At 42.2% G+C, this 14,890-nt stretch carries 16 protein-coding genes and 1 pseudogene; 12 read left to right on the forward strand and 5 right to left on the reverse strand.

From position 1 onward, the window contains the following. Positions 1–210: 210 nt before the first annotated feature. The 11 genes and pseudogenes from recN to EH198_RS21375 form a co-directional block, all read left to right on the forward strand. Positions 211–1,947, forward strand: coding sequence for a DNA repair protein RecN (gene recN, locus EH198_RS21330; protein WP_124697544.1), 1,737 nt, complete (start codon positions 211–213; stop codon positions 1,945–1,947). 162 nt (positions 1,948–2,109) lie between these two features. After that, positions 2,110–3,183 carry a SpoIVB peptidase gene (gene spoIVB / locus EH198_RS21335; protein ID WP_342772048.1) on the forward strand — a complete coding sequence of 358 codons (1,074 nt, stop codon included), beginning with the start codon at positions 2,110–2,112 and terminating at the stop codon, positions 3,181–3,183. A gap of 197 nt (positions 3,184–3,380) precedes the next feature. Beyond that, positions 3,381–4,205, forward strand: coding sequence for a sporulation transcription factor Spo0A (gene spo0A, locus EH198_RS21340; protein ID WP_124697545.1), 825 nt, complete (start codon positions 3,381–3,383; stop codon positions 4,203–4,205). A 183-nt stretch (positions 4,206–4,388) separates the two neighbouring features. Then, positions 4,389–5,363 carry a tyrosine-type recombinase/integrase gene (locus EH198_RS21345; RefSeq protein ID WP_124697546.1) on the forward strand — a complete coding sequence of 325 codons (975 nt, stop codon included), beginning with the start codon at positions 4,389–4,391 and terminating at the stop codon, positions 5,361–5,363. A 3-nt stretch (positions 5,364–5,366) separates the two neighbouring features. Further along, entirely contained in the window at positions 5,367–5,564 is a 198-nt protein-coding gene (locus EH198_RS24405; protein WP_148091526.1) for a hypothetical protein, read from the forward strand. Between the two features lie 488 nt (positions 5,565–6,052). Then, positions 6,053–6,406: a hypothetical protein gene (locus EH198_RS24820; protein ID WP_221621558.1), complete on the forward strand. Its 354-nt coding sequence runs from the start codon at positions 6,053–6,055 to the stop codon at positions 6,404–6,406. Between the two features lie 488 nt (positions 6,407–6,894). Further along, positions 6,895–7,809 (forward strand): helix-turn-helix domain-containing protein, encoded by a 915-nt coding sequence (locus EH198_RS21355; protein WP_124697548.1) that lies wholly within the window; start codon positions 6,895–6,897, stop codon positions 7,807–7,809. Positions 7,810–8,445: 636 nt separating this feature from the next. Further along, entirely contained in the window at positions 8,446–9,165 is a 720-nt protein-coding gene (locus EH198_RS21360; protein WP_124697549.1) for a hypothetical protein, read from the forward strand. Between the two features lie 354 nt (positions 9,166–9,519). Beyond that, positions 9,520–10,233, forward strand: coding sequence for a RusA family crossover junction endodeoxyribonuclease (locus EH198_RS21365; RefSeq protein WP_036601222.1), 714 nt, complete (start codon positions 9,520–9,522; stop codon positions 10,231–10,233). Positions 10,234–10,316: 83 nt separating this feature from the next. After that, positions 10,317–11,048 (forward strand): hypothetical protein, encoded by a 732-nt coding sequence (locus EH198_RS21370; protein WP_036601219.1) that lies wholly within the window; start codon positions 10,317–10,319, stop codon positions 11,046–11,048. Positions 11,049–11,481: 433 nt separating this feature from the next. Beyond that, positions 11,482–11,610: pseudogene (locus tag EH198_RS21375) on the forward strand (sporulation initiation factor Spo0A C-terminal domain-containing protein); the annotation flags it as partial. A 317-nt stretch (positions 11,611–11,927) separates the two neighbouring features. On the opposite strand, the gene EH198_RS21380 reads toward EH198_RS21375, so the two are convergent. The 5 genes from EH198_RS21380 to EH198_RS21400 form a co-directional block, all read right to left on the reverse strand. Next, positions 11,928–12,101: a sporulation histidine kinase inhibitor Sda gene (locus tag EH198_RS21380; protein WP_185703008.1), complete on the reverse strand. Its 174-nt coding sequence runs from the start codon at positions 12,099–12,101 to the stop codon at positions 11,928–11,930. A gap of 227 nt (positions 12,102–12,328) precedes the next feature. Continuing rightward, on the reverse strand, positions 12,329–12,658 hold the full coding sequence (locus EH198_RS21385; RefSeq protein ID WP_124697551.1) for a LytTR family DNA-binding domain-containing protein: 330 nt from the start codon (positions 12,656–12,658) through the stop codon (positions 12,329–12,331). A 21-nt stretch (positions 12,659–12,679) separates the two neighbouring features. Further along, entirely contained in the window at positions 12,680–12,799 is a 120-nt protein-coding gene (locus tag EH198_RS21390) for a cyclic lactone autoinducer peptide (protein WP_124697552.1), read from the reverse strand. Next, on the reverse strand, positions 12,796–13,320 hold the full coding sequence (locus EH198_RS21395) for an accessory gene regulator ArgB-like protein (protein WP_185703009.1): 525 nt from the start codon (positions 13,318–13,320) through the stop codon (positions 12,796–12,798). Before EH198_RS21395 ends, EH198_RS21390 begins: the two co-directional genes overlap by 4 nt. Then, complete coding sequence (locus tag EH198_RS21400) at positions 13,301–13,966, reverse strand: hypothetical protein (RefSeq protein ID WP_124697554.1); 666 nt, start codon at positions 13,964–13,966, stop codon at positions 13,301–13,303. The genes EH198_RS21395 and EH198_RS21400 overlap by 20 nt, the downstream gene beginning before the upstream one ends. A gap of 138 nt (positions 13,967–14,104) precedes the next feature. On the opposite strand from EH198_RS21400, the gene EH198_RS21405 reads away from it, so the two are divergent. After that, positions 14,105–14,623, forward strand: coding sequence for a DinB family protein (locus EH198_RS21405; RefSeq protein ID WP_124697555.1), 519 nt, complete (start codon positions 14,105–14,107; stop codon positions 14,621–14,623). Positions 14,624–14,890 lie beyond the last annotated feature (267 nt).

Genomic DNA, 14,890 nt, shown 5'->3' on the forward strand with positions numbered 1-14,890 from the left:
GTCATACTTTGAGGTAACAGCGGGAATTGGCCATTCTGATCGACAAGCATTTAATTTCCGCATTTACTCAAATTTTGAACAAGCCATACTCAATAATAAGACGACTTGATGAATTTAAATCAAGAATTGGCGTGTCATACCCGGCGTGCGGAGCGTAGGGATGATAGAGTTTAGAAGGCATGGTATTCATGCGTCGGAGGTGCAATATTTGTGCTGGAAACATTATCTATTCGCAACCTGGCGGTTGTCGAATCGGTAGATGTATATTTTTATCCGGGCTTTCATGTGTTGACGGGAGAGACGGGAGCGGGCAAGTCGATCATTATCGATGCGCTCGGACTGATCGCCGGCGGCCGGGGCTCGGCCGATTCCATTCGCTACGGCTGCGAGAAGGCGGAAATGGAGGCCCTGTTCAGCTTGCCAAACGGACATTCGGTTTGGGACACGCTCGAGAAGCTCGGAATCAAGGCGCAGAAAGAGGAGCATCTGATTATCCGCAGAGAGCTTAACACCCAGGGGAAAAGTACGTCCCGCGTTAACGGCCAAATGGTGAATCTGACGATGCTGCGTGAAATCGGCGAGCAGCTTGTCAATATTCACGGCCAGCATGAGCATCAGAATCTGCTGAAGCCGGACCGTCATTTGGGACTATTGGATACGTACGGTGAATCCGTGATCGGACCGCTGAAGGGGGACTACCAGGAGAAATATTCAAAGTTTGCCCAGGTGGAGAAAGAGCTGCGCGAGCTGCAGGATTCAAGTCAAAGAAGCTATCAAATGCTTGATTTGTACCGGTTCCAGCTGGAGGAGATATCTTCCGCTGCGTTAAAATGTGGAGAAGATGAATTACTTTCCGAAGAAAGGGTCAAACTATCCCACAGCGAGAAAATGATGGATTCTGTTTCCGGAGCTTATGAGGTGCTGAATGGTCGCCAGGGGCTTGAAGCAATCAGCAATGTCATCTCTACGCTTGAGGACGTCGTTCGTTATGATGAGAAAAATCTGCGGCCCGTACTGGAGCAGCTTCAGTCGTCTTTTTATCAGCTTGAGGATGCCTCATTTCAGCTGCGCGATTACCGTGAGGATATTGAGTTCAATCCGGCGAGGCTGGAGGAAGTGGAGAACCGTCTCGATCTCATCTCCGGTCTGCGGCGCAAATACGGCGACAGCGTGGAGCAAATTCTGGAGTATTACGAACAAATTTCCCGGGAAACCGATCTGCTTGAGAACAAGGACGAGCATTTGGAAAAGCTGGCTGTTAAACGGAATGCCCTGCTTGAAGAACTGATGACCTCAGCGAAGAAGCTTAGCGAAGCGCGGCGCAAGTGCGCGGCGGATTTGGCGTCACAGGTGGAAGGCGAGCTGAAGGACCTGCAAATGGAACGGACCTCCCTTGAGGTCAAGCTGGATACGCTTGACGATCCGAAAGGGGTTGAGGTCGACGGCCGGCGCATCCGCTTGACCCGCCAGGGTATCGACAGCGCAGAATTTATGATTTCTCCTAACCCCGGAGAGCCGCTGCGTCCCTTGAGCAAAATCGCTTCGGGAGGCGAGCTTTCGCGCATCATGCTGGCGATGAAGAGCATTTTTGCAAGGCATGAAGACATTCCCGTGCTTATCTTCGACGAAGTGGATACGGGGGTGAGCGGACGGGCAGCCCAATCCATCGCAGATAAGCTGTACCGGTTGTCTTCGATGTGCCAGGTTTTCTCCATTACTCACCTGCCGCAGGTGGCCTGCATGGCGGACCATCAGTACCTCATCCGCAAAAAAGTACAGGACGGACGAACGATGACAGAGGTGGAGCCGCTGTCCGAAGACGGCAGGGTGAAGGAACTGGCAAGAATGCTGGGCGGTGTGGAAATTACAGAAAAGACGCTGCATCACGCGCAGGAAATGCTCAATTTGGCGGACGCTAGCAAGGCTGCGGGAACGCCAAGCGGTTAAGTATTGACAGTAATAAAAGCCTGGGGGCAAGGTTATCTTATAGGTACGCAATTGGCGACCACTTTTTTCGTCAAGCGAAAGAAGCAAAAGGGAGCGTGACAGCCATTGAAGCCTAACCTCAGGAAGTTAATGCCAGGTCTTTTATTTGCTTTCTTTCTTAGTGTGTCAGGGTTTAGCGTACCGGTTTCAGGCTATGTATCGTCTGCTGAACGGAGCCAAGCAGGGGCTGAGACGGGAACGGTGCGGGCAATCAAAGTGTATCCGGGTGGGCAGACGATTGGCGTCAAGGTCAAGTCGGCAGGAGTATTGGTTGTGGGACATCATTTTGTTGAGGTGTCTCAGCAGACTAAATTGTCGCCGGGCGAAATCAGCGGACTGCTGCCCGGGGATCTTATGGTATCGATTGACGGGGTCAAGCTGGACGAGGTAACCAAGGTGGCGGATCTTGTGAAGCGGGCAGGGGATTCCGGCGGTGAACTCACCATCCGGTATATACGCGAGGGCAAGGAACGAATGGCCAAGCTTAAACCGGCTTACGACCGGAACGACAAAGTATGGCGGCTAGGGCTTTACATCAGGGATTCTGCCGCAGGGGTAGGAACATTGACCTTCTACGCACCGAATCAGGGCGTTTATGGAGCGCTCGGACATGTCATTACCGATATGAATACCGGAACTCCGATTGTTGTCGGCAGCGGACATATTGTGGAATCAAGCGTAACTTCCATATCCAAAAGTCAAGACGGTGATCCGGGCGAGAAGCGGGCTCACTTTCTGAAAGAGAGCCAAGTGCTCGGAAATGTTGAAAGCAACACAGACTTCGGCATTTTCGGCAAAATGGGGCGAAATCCTGATCACAGCCTGTATCGCGAGCCGATTCCGGTAGCCATGAGCAGTGAGGTAAAGGAAGGCCCAGCTCAAATTCTTACCGTACTTGAAGGTCAGAGAGTTGAACGGTTCAATGTCGAGATCATCCATGTGGCCCGCCAGCAGGAGCCGGCTACAAAAGGAATGGTGTTGCGGATTACCGATCCGAGGCTGATTGATAAGACCGGGGGCATTGTTCAGGGAATGAGCGGCAGTCCCATTGTTCAGAACGGCAAGCTGGTCGGAGCGGTAACGCATGTTTTCGTCAATGATCCCAGATCCGGTTACGGCTGTTTCATCGAATGGATGCTTAAAGATTCCGGTGTTATTCAACAGTATAGGTTTCACTCTAATCTTAAGGCGGTTTAGCCTTAAGATTTTTTTGTCGAAGGTTCAAGAACAAAATCGAATACTGTAATAAAATATTTAATTATAAATCATGCCCGAAAAAAAATAAAGAAAAATAATTTTCGACAGAAGGAAATTCGTTCCACATGTCGAAAACTTTAAAGAGAGAAGATAAACGCTGTTTTACAAAGCAGATATTTTTAAGGAGGAAACAGCCAGTGCAGAATATTGAAGTGTTGTTGGCCGATGATAATCGGGAATTTACCAATTTGCTCGCTGAATATATTTCGGAGCAGGAAGATATGACAGTGACTGGAATCGCATATAATGGTGAAGAAGTGGTTCAAATGCTGAGTCAGGCGCGCAAAATTCCCGATGTTCTTATCCTTGATATTATCATGCCGCATCTTGACGGATTGGGCGTGCTTGAACGTCTGAGGGAAATGGATTTGAATCCCCAACCTAAAATCATTATGCTTACAGCCTTCGGCCAGGAGAATATCACTCAAAGGGCAGTGCAGCTCGGAGCGTCGTATTATATCTTGAAGCCTTTCGATATGGAAGTGCTAACAAACCGGGTGAGACAGCTAGTGGGAACCCAGAACGGCAGCGTCATGACCTCTTCATCATCTTCCGGTTCTCCGATCTTCTCGTCGGTCAAATCCAATGTCGTACCGCTGTCTAAAGGTAAAAACTTGGATGCAAATATCACTTCGATCATACATGAAATCGGCGTACCTGCGCATATTAAGGGATATCAGTACTTGCGCGAGGCAATCACGATGGTGTACAACAACATTGAAATTCTAGGCGCCATTACGAAAACGCTCTATCCGGCCATTGCCGAAAAATTCAAGACAACGCCTTCACGCGTAGAACGGGCTATCCGCCACGCCATCGAGGTCGCCTGGACGCGCGGCAACATCGACTCCATCAGCCATCTGTTCGGCTACACGATCAACATCTCCAAATCCAAGCCAACAAATAGCGAATTTATCGCGATGGTGGCAGACAAGCTGCGGATTGAGCATAAGGTGTCGTGAAAGGGTAAGGATCAGTGAGGGATAAGGGATTTCGGGCTTTGGCATCTGTCAATGTCAAATGATGGGATGGCTATAAATATCCGAAACAGCCGCCCGCATACCGATAAAGTTCTGAGCATTAACTCAACTAATACCGCTTATCTATTGGGGGCCACTACACCCAATAGAAAGGCGGTATTTTTTATGACTGATTTTGATTTCCAATTAGACAATTTTATGCTGTATTGTTCGTCCAAGAATCTTTCACGAAAAACATTAGCAAGTTATGAACAGACCTTAAAGCTACTTGGCATGTATTTGCGGGAGACGTATCAGATTGAGGAAGTGAAGAAGGTACAATCAGGGCATATCCGGCAGTACATCAAGTATTTGCGGGAACGGGGTAAGTATACGGTTGTCAACAAGCCGGAATCAAAAGAGAAGAACTACCCTGAACAACGAACCGACTATAAGAAAGAAATCTCGATGACCACGATTGCCAATTATGTACGGAATATCAAGGTGTTTTTTAACTATTTGCACCAAGTGGAACGTGAGATACTGAAAAATCCTGTGGACAGCATTGAGAATCCGAAGGTCGAGAGGAAGGTAAAGAAGACGCTGACACAGGAGGAAATAAAGAAGGTATTGGGGCAGTTTGATATCGCCGCCTTCCACGGATACCGTAACTATGTGATTACGCGGCTTTTACTGGACACAGGTATGAGAATAGGGGAATGCCTAAACCTTCAGCCGGAGAACTTTGACTTCAAGCATAAGAGCATTCTTATCAAGAACCCGAAGAATGGGCAGGAGAGATATGTTTATTTCTCCTTCAAGTCGGCCAATGAGATAAAAAGCTGGATGCGGTATAAAGACCGCTACTCCGAAAGTCCGTTTCTGTTCCCTACCACCAGAGGAACACAACTTGAAATCAGGAATTTTGAACACGCATTAAGAGAGGCAGGGAGGAAGGTTGGTATTGCAATTCACCCACACCAGCTTCGGAACAATTTCGCCAAGTACTATATTCTTAACAATGGTGACTGGTTCAGTTTATGCCGGATATTGGGGCATTCCTCTGTAGATGTAACTCAAAAAGCATATCTCGACTTCACCGATGAAGAGATTGGGCGGAAATATCAGAAACACAGTCCGCTTGCTCATTTAGATGTATAAGTCATGGAGATTAAGCCTTATCATTCTGTCGGTATTATCCGCCGTCTAACTTACTATGCCGCAAAACTTAACGATTACAGCCAGCAACGTTATGACTACCTATTACGCCGTATCGACAAGCAGCCGCCCGCCAGCCGGATTATGCGACTGCAAACGTACAAATCGCTGATGCACGAACAAATTACAAGAGGGGGTAACTAAGATGGTTGTTCAGATTTACGGATTTAAAAATGAAATATTCAATGTGATTGAAAACATGCTGCTTGACAATGAGCTTACAATAGCCCAATATAGCGCAATCTGCGACAACTACTATCATTGGGAGGACAACGTCAGGTTTACCCTGATAATTCTTATGCCTAGTCCTAATCCCCGCCTAATAATATATTAATACATTTAAAGAGCCTCTATGAGGCGTATAGAGTCGCTATAGCCAATTAAACCGTCTTGTTCACCGGGACGGTTTTTTTCTTTGCCTTGGCCGCACAGAAGCTGTGTAAAGCTAGGCTCTATTGGCGGCTTATGGTTTAGCTACATATCTACGCTTATATACATATAGCATTTTTTTTGCGGGATGGCGAAGTCTCTATTATAGCCTCATCCTTCATTGAGGTCCTTCCTCTTCATGCCCGGGGCGGACGGAGAACCGCCCTAGGCTTTTTAAAATTTCAATAAAAAAGGTGACCAAATTGAACGAATATCATATTAAGGACACAGTTAGAACATCTGACGGTATTACCGTACATCTAGCCCGGGAGCGGCGGCAGATAACAGGCAGATTTGATTATTATATTGACTTTGCTTGCCTTCCCACTGTTATGGACGTAAGCGAGAAACTAATTAATCAAGCAATTAAGTGGCATATGCCGCTAAGGGCTGCTTACGGGGTGTCTATGCTGCCGGACAATACGCGCATTAGGCTGTTTAAGCTCAGCGCGATAAAGGAGCTAATTATCTCTCTGGGCGCAGAGATAAAGCAGCCGCAAGAAGCGCTAGCAATATGTAACACAGCGGAAAACTATGTTAAGGAGCGGGGTAAATGAACACTAAACAGCAACTTAGTACAACTATCAGCGATTACGATTACCAGTATCTGCGGTTCCTGTCCTACTACAACGGTCTACCTGTTAACGCGATCATAACATCGCTGCTAGAGGATGATCGCGTGGAAAATATACAGCTAGCACGAATATTCGACGGCCTATATAGACAGCAGCAAGGACAATAAAGCTATAATCCTTGACTTCCATGATATACTAGTAGTATATACCATCTCCCATACCCCCCGTATAGGGGGGCTTTTATTAGGTATAATATTGCATATTATTGTTAAAGGAGGTTTGATATGGATAATTTAGTTCCAGCAAGCAAGGTATGTCAGAAGTATAACATTAGCCGCCGCACGCTCAATTATTGGCTTAATGATGGACTGCCCTGCTATCGGTTAGGGTATCGCTTGCTTAGATTCGACATGGAAGCGGTTAACGGATGGATTAGACAGAACAACAAATAAGTTAAGGAGTAAATAGTATTGGATGGTATCGTGTATCGCCCGGACGAAACAACGGGCGAGCTAATGGCGGATAATGTTAACCTAAACAAGAAGATTATAGTTGACAAGGAAACTAGGCAGAGGCAAATAGATGGCAAGAATCAGCATGAAGAGAACCAAAAAATTAAAAAGCTCAGGGGTCCCAATTATACTAACTGCTTTGTAGAGCGGTGGCCCGAGCTTAATAGCAATGCAGGGCCAGAGTTAGGGGCCTTATTCCCTTTGTTGCTTTATATGCAGCTTGATAAGGATGAGCTACTAATCAAAGGAGGTAACCCTGCCCGTATCGCTGATATAGCTGACATGATTGGCAGAGGCGAGCGGCAGACAAAAGAGGCCATCAAGCGGCTAAGAGAGATAGATGTAATCATCAAAGAGGGCTCTGGGCCCCGCAATACGCAGTACAGAATTAACAGCAAGTATGCAATCATGGGAACATTCCCGCAAGAAAGGAAAGATCAAATGTACATTAGACTGTACCACAAAGAGGCCAGAGACAAACTAAAACAAATAACGCTAGAGGACGCTAATATCCTCACCCGGATTATCCCTCTATTCCATTATAGCGAATACGTGCTTTGTGGAAACCCGACAGAGCCTAATCGAGAGCTAGTTTCCCCCCTCACAATGGCCGAGCTTGCCGAGATCATTAGTATTAAACGGCCAACGCTAATTAGCCATATTGGTAACTTAGTTAAGGCAGGATACATTCTTAGGCTTACCGGGATAGGCAACGCCTCTATATTTAAGGTTAACCCGGACATATTTAGCCGCGAGAATACCCTAAATTCCGAGACTGCACAAGCGCTTAGGGCAGACTTTAACAGGGTGGCAAGCATCCACGAGCGCGAAAGTAAAGCGGCAGAGCTAGGGATAGACACTTTAGCAGACTAAAGAGATGTCAGGATTCCGCCCTAATACTGTCAGGATTCCGCACTAAAGAAAAGTGCCTCAAACCCTTGTGGCTCTAAGGCTCAAGGCACTTTTAGGTCATTTTAAATTAATATTTAATAGTCCAATTAAAAAGATATTCTATGCAAATTCTTTATTTGCGCAGTCAGGTAATATTACAGGGCAAATATATGAAGCTGAATCACCTGTAAGGGGATTTTTTAATAGCTTAAGGTTAATCTTAATATGTCTATCCCTCCTCCGCTGCACATAACAACGTGATTACGAGGAGGGACGACCCTAAGGGGAGTCTAAATATTTAAACGGGGTCAGGTGTAATTACCTTAATAGGAGAGGAGCAACAAGCGACGAGCAATTAAAGATTTATTATCTTGCCTTCGGGCAAGAGCCGATGGAATCGGCTATATAAATAACTTGCTCAAATATTATTTTGTTAATATTTAGACTGCTACCGCAGATGGGCATATGTTAAACTTTCAGCTTTCAACTTGATGTTGAATATATTGGGGAGCAACGCAAACCAGTTAATACAATTAATATTGCTTACGCAATACGCTGTTTACAGCGTATAATCATTTCTTTAATTCAATAAGCACTTGTACACGAAAGAGGTCAAAAATGAACCCTAATCAAATAAGTCCGTTAATGGGCTACAAAAAGATAAGTATTACCCTTGCTAACATTGATAAGAATATTACCAATACAGATACACATCAGTTTGACCCGGACCTAATGTATACTCGTTTTATTCTGTGTCATGAAGGAGACAACGCAAACGGCGACTTCTTTACAAAAGATGTCTTGTATGCGGCGCAGAAAACGCCTAAGACGAAGCCTATTAACTGGGAGCATGGTCAGCCGATTATTGGTACTATCCTTGATAGCGTATATAAGGAGGATACCAGCGGGAAAGGATATATTGAGGCTGAAGGCGCAATATGGAAATATGTATACCCGGAGCAAGCAAAAAAGATAAAGGATAAGTTTTCAACTGGAAGCTTAAAGGTGTCAATGGAGTGTTATTATAAAGATGCAAGTTACAAGGTAGGTAATACTTTATACACTCAACATCAAGCTGAAAGCTTAGGGTTGATACCTTATGTAGGGCGCGAATATATGGGCCAAAAGGTATATCGTGTGTTCAATGAGGTCATTTTCGGCGGTGTAGGAGTTGTTGCGAATCCGGCAGATAAGGCAGCTGTGTTTCTGTCTGTGGCTAAGGATAATAATGATAGACCTTTTGCACACCTTCAATTGTCGGCGGCACAGCAAGGCCCTGAGAAGCTCAGTAAAGCTAAGGCAAAAGAAGCATTTGCACACTTGAAGCTTAAAGCTTAAGTTTATTATCACTGAACGCGTTAAGCCGCCAAACGGCGGCAATACATAAGGATTATCATTCGGATAATCAATGCTTTATGAATTGATAAAATAAAGTAACACACAAAATTTTCTTTCGGATAATTGTATATTTATAAAAATGTGATTGTATATTTTAAGATGCTTCAAGCCTAAAAAATTTGTAATTAGCAGAATGATATTTTTGATATAAAAAATAAATGTTCATAATTATAATTCAGACGAGAACATTAAAGGGGATAGTCGAGAAAGACCAAGATCAAATAAGTATATAGCTTCTATTGGATTCTATAGACATCCTTATTAGTTATTACAGATAAATCAGAGGTGGTTTTTGTGTACGAAGAAGGGCAGATTTTTGAGATTGAAAATTCAGGATATAAGGCTGGAAATAACCCTCTATTTGGTAAATATCATAAAACCTTTAATTTTGCACCTGTTCCATACGGCAGTCCAGCTAGACAGGCTTTTAAGGCTAGAATTGCTTCCGAATTGGATGTGAATTATTTGTTATTTGGTGAAGTAAAGGTTGAAGTAATACTCTATTTAAGTGAACAAAAACGATTTGAAACACCAGAACTAGCTGATTTAGATAACTATGCGAAATTAATATGTGATTCTATTAAAGGATCTGAAGGATTACTAATTGACGACTCTCAAATTCAATCCCTAAATATTTCATGGATTGATACTACTGAAGATCCCTATTTTGAAATTAATATACTTGGTGCTCCTGACGAATTTGTTATGAAGCCATTAAAACTCTATGAGATGCCAAACAATCTTTTTTACCCGATATCTTCAAAAACTTGGACTACTGAAGGTATAAATGATACTAAACAGAGCTTAAAACCTATACTTGAAGCGATTGAGAAAATGACAAAGAATAGTCATAAGTTCAGACATGAATTAAGACAAAAAGGATTTGAGTTGAGTAGAGCATTTTTCCTAAGCCAAGGCATTAGTCCAATCTTGCCGGGATTTCATAAGAATCGAGTAATCGACGGGGGATTTGAACTTGTACTAAAAGAGCAATGGAAAAGATTATGAACAATTTTTCTAATGCCATTCATCCTTTGGATTGTGTATCATTTGATCGGGTATAAGTACTGTATTTGAGAGTAGGGAGTAAAATGATATTTAAAAAACATATAACAAAATATTTTAGTAGCAACGGAAGAATTGACGATTTAAAAAGAATTGAAGAGGCAATTAAGGAACATAAAAAACACTTTATTATAAAAACACAATCCAAGTTAGAAAAACCCGAGAGGTTATTAGGGGAGAATGGATTACTTTATATACAAAGAACTTTATACCGATCTCAGGTAATAATTGAAGGAGTAGTATTATCTCTGAATAATAGAAATGTGTTAATGGCGATTTTAGGAGTTCGTTCTCATATTGAAATTACTGGAACACTCACTTATTTGCACAAACGCCTTAAAAGTTTTTACGCTGGTAACATTTCTTATGAAGATCTTGATAGGTCGTTATACAGGTTATCACTTGGTGGGAAAGTTAAAGATCATTCTGATATGCCTGATCCTATTGGTGTAATGGATTTAATTGATTCAATTGATGACTACTACAAAAAGATAAGTGGAAGCAAAGAAAAGATGTTTAGAGTAGCTTATGATAACTTGTCAGAATTTTGTCATCCAAACTGTTTTGGATTATTTATGGGCAGCGATGTTTTTCCGGAAACACGGGAGGTAATTTACCATAAACCCGGTGAAATAAATGAGGAAAATTACTGGTTTGTAAGCTTATTTTTAATGTCTATAGCCACCACAATTCCTATATATAACAATATATTCGAGATGCTGGAGAAAAATGAAGTATTACCAAATATTTTTCGTTAGAGTAGTTTGAAATGATCAAATCATCACGAACTCTTAACTTAGATACTTTATTTCGGTAATCTAAGAGCGTCAGAAGGAATAAATCAACTACAAATTATAAGAAATTTCTCTTTTTGCTGTTTTTAAGGAAAATCGATATATTATATATGTGAACCTGCGTAAGTGCAAAATGGCTTGGTCTGTTGTGCTGGCGTTGAATATCCCCCTACCCCTTTACTCCCCGCTGTTTCTCGGGGCGGGGAAAAAAGAGAAAAAAATCAGACTAATACGGTTGACAATTATTCCTAGAAAGGATATCTTTCTCTTAGGCATTTATGCCTGTAAATATTTAAAGTGAAACCCGATAAATAATCGGTGTCTCGTTAAGTTTTGCTTAGATAACAATCCCTACTTATACTTATCTCACCTTGCGCAAACCCTTGATAGACAAGGGCGCGGGAACATCGATTCTATCAGCCACCTGTTCGGCTACACGATCAACATCAGTAAGTCCAAACCGACCAATAGCGAGTTTATCGCCATGGTAGCCGATAAGCTACGGATTGAGCACAAGGTGTCGTGAAAGGGTAAGGATCAAGATAAGTAATTGTTCGACCAACTTGTTTTATGGCTAATCAACAAATATCACTCCTTTATTTGGTTGTCAAAACCAGATGAAGGAGTGTTTTTTTACCAATTTCAATAAGCATTGGATGTTATGATAGGTAATGAAATCTGGAAGTATTTGATATCTTGCACAAGATTTATTTCGCTTATTTAAATGAGATAAATAAGGCAGACCGCAAGGGTCTGCCTCAAATGAGAACATTCAAAAGATATGTAGATTAAGATAGCAGACTTGTAAGGCGCTGCCCAGTTATTAAAAAAGATAGAATTGGGTTAAAAACGCTCGGAATGCTCCAGACTTCTCTTGGACAGAACGTCTTCGATAATTTCAATGAATTCGGGAGATGCCTTCGCCTGTACCGCCAATTCATAGATGTTCAACAGCTGTTCATTCGTCAACATTTCAAGTGAGGAGGGGCGCGGAGAAGGAGTAAAATGATAGTTCATTAGATTCCTCCATAAGTTAAATAGTTTCGAAAATACATCCTTTCCAAATGGTACCATTTATATGTCTGCTTGTCTCCTCTCATTCTCCCCCTCAATTTTTCTTTACATATCATGGATAATATGGCATAATAATTGCTTTTGTTTTGTGAAGCCGAAAAATAAAAATAGCACCACAAATTGACAGGCAATTTGTAGCGCTATTTTTAATGGATGAATCGATATTGAGATTACAGCTTTTTGTCGGCTGCAGCAAGGAATTTTCGGACACGCACTTCGTTCGCTTCCGAAACCGTGGCGAACTGATCTCCAGGATAGAAGAGCACAACCTTTCGGAGGGCATCATAACCGTTCAGATTGTTCATATTGACGACATTGCTGCGATCCAGACGCTCGAATCCACGACTCCCATATGCGGCATAGAGATCAGACAAAGTTGTGGGGAGAACAAACTCGCCTTCTTTTGTGTGGACGAATATTGTATTTTTGTAGTTGGAGAAATACAATATTTCTTCCTCGCGAATTTCCCGGGAGGAACCGTCTTTTAGTAGAACACGCATGTTTTCCCCTTCCTTGATCGATTACTTGCGCAATTCTTGCGGGATTTCGGGACTGTTCGCGAAAGGTTTCAATACAGTTGCAAACACACGAGCTGAAGCAGTCAGAGTAGCAGAAGCATACTGAGCCATTGCTTTTTTCATAATAGCACCCTCCTTTTCCAATATATTACTGTTAAGGACTGGACAAAGAAAGCCAATCCAATGACAGACGACCCAATGAAGAAATTGGATAAAACAAGAAGCATAGCAATGACTTTCATAAAAGGAAACCACTTTATCGGAAGTTGGGCATTTTTATCTGGCTTAGGAGCGGAGATAGCCATTATTACGAGACTAACCCCATTAATCAATAAAATATAATTATCTAGAAAAGAACTTAAGTGTGGGATAATGGTGCAGGTCAAAATTGAAGCAATGTTACATGCTTTTGCGGATTTTAAATGAACTCCTCCTGAAACAAAACGTAAAAGAGCGATGCTAAACAATGTCAATATCGTACCCTTCCACTGACCGGTCAACCAACCGATTACCAAGGATGAGATTATAATACAAGCTGTATTAAACAGGATGCTCAAAGAATACTGCATCACTTCTATAGAAGAAGTACCTTCAGGATTGGCTTGTTTGATAGCAAATGCAACTTTATAACTTAAAGTATTCATAGTTATTACGATCCCTTCTATAAGAGAAATACAAATATCCATATAGAATGAAACCATAAGCCAAAGGAATTAAAGAGAAGAATTTCCATGAAACAAAAATTGCGATTGAAATCATAATTCCAATAGTAGGAAGATTTAATGCGAAAAGTATTTTATCCCTTAGAGATAAGTTGATTGTTCCATTTGGCTTGTCTGGTACAAAATCAAAACCTTTACGCTTATGTCCTATATAAATCCCGATAAGAACAGCGGTAACAGCAGATAATGCCTGCATGATATAAGCATTTAAGTTACTTCCATAAAGATCAATCGAAGTAAAACTAACGAAAAATTTTATTAGATAAATATAAACAGTTTGAATAAAAGAGTAGGCTTGATAAGCCATGCCGGCCATAATAACCGCATAAAAAATATGTATACGGAACATTAACCATAGGAAACACAACAGCAGGATGTACTGGATAATAATATCAAGCTGTACTAATTTATAATCAATACGTACTATATAAGAGAAGAACGCTAATATTAATGAAACAAAGAAAATTTCCTTTAAGTATAAATCAATTTTAAATATTTTGAATCCTAAGAAAATAAGAGCTGACGTTTCTAATACTGAGAACACTAAGTAAAGAATAAATTCTAGCAAATTATACACTCCCAATATCCAGGGTAACTTTACCTCTCATCTTGGAAATATTATACTTTAATTGAAAAGGTTCAACAACAGAAAATTACACTTTTCCCCAAAAATTTCTTTTATTTTGAATTTGAGAGGAGATTTACTATGAGTCAACGCCCGAAAAAGGGAGAATATGCCGAATTTAACCAGAATTATATGGAATTGGTGCCGGAAGAAGGAGGCTTTGCCGAAGTGCTGCTGGAACAATCGGATGCTGCCTTCGCTTTATTCGAAGGATTGACGGAGGAGCAGGGGGGATACCGGTATGCCCCGGAAAAATGGAGCGTTAAGCAGCTGCTCGGCCATTTGACCGACAGTGACCGTATTATGGCCTATCGCGTGCTCCGGTTATCCCGAGGAGATGAGACGCCGCTTCCCGGGTATGATGAGAATGATTTCGTGAATGCAGCGGGGTTTGATTCCTATTCGCTGGAGGAGCTGATCCGGCAATATAAAGCCACGCGCCAATCGACGCTGGCTTTGTTTGCGGCTATTTCTGAGGAAGCCTGGACCCGCAAAGGCAACACGAACGGACATCCCATTACAGCAAGGGCTCAGGCATGTCTGTTGATCGGTCATGAGCTTCATCATTTGAATATCATCAAGGAACGTTATTTGAACTAACGATTATGATTCATTACTCCTTCGCTCTATTGAGGCGGGCGGCTGTTCTGCCGTCTTTTAGGTCCTCTTATGTTGAGAAAAGAGTGGAACTCCCACTCCTAAATAAAGCCTTTATTAACAGCTGCTGAAAAGCGGCTTTTTTTTGTTTTTATAAACATAACACGAAAGTGACATGACAAAATTCGTGTCAATTATGCATTTTGCATAAAGAAATAGAAGATAATCTGTCGAATTAAACAATATGATGTAAACTTAGTTGCTCTTGCG

This window comes from Paenibacillus rhizophilus (genome assembly GCF_003854965.1).
In the GTDB taxonomy this organism is placed as follows: Bacteria; Bacillota; Bacilli; order Paenibacillales; family Paenibacillaceae; genus Paenibacillus_AQ; species Paenibacillus_AQ rhizophilus.

Coding starts and splice junctions, on each gene's coding strand:
- EH198_RS21345 (WP_124697546.1), top strand. CDS start 4,389: ATGACTGATTTTGATTTCCAATTAGACAATTTTATGCTGTATTGTTCG.
- EH198_RS24405 (WP_148091526.1), top strand. CDS start 5,367: ATGGAGATTAAGCCTTATCATTCTGTCGGTATTATCCGCCGTCTAACT.
- EH198_RS21360 (WP_124697549.1), top strand. CDS start 8,446: ATGAACCCTAATCAAATAAGTCCGTTAATGGGCTACAAAAAGATAAGT.
- EH198_RS21370 (WP_036601219.1), top strand. CDS start 10,317: ATGATATTTAAAAAACATATAACAAAATATTTTAGTAGCAACGGAAGA.
- EH198_RS21380 (WP_185703008.1), bottom strand. CDS start 12,101: ATGAACTATCATTTTACTCCTTCTCCGCGCCCCTCCTCACTTGAAATG.
- EH198_RS21385 (WP_124697551.1), bottom strand. CDS start 12,658: ATGCGTGTTCTACTAAAAGACGGTTCCTCCCGGGAAATTCGCGAGGAA.
- EH198_RS21390 (WP_124697552.1), bottom strand. CDS start 12,799: ATGAAAAAAGCAATGGCTCAGTATGCTTCTGCTACTCTGACTGCTTCA.
- EH198_RS21395 (WP_185703009.1), bottom strand. CDS start 13,320: ATGAATACTTTAAGTTATAAAGTTGCATTTGCTATCAAACAAGCCAAT.
- EH198_RS21405 (WP_124697555.1), top strand. CDS start 14,105: ATGAGTCAACGCCCGAAAAAGGGAGAATATGCCGAATTTAACCAGAAT.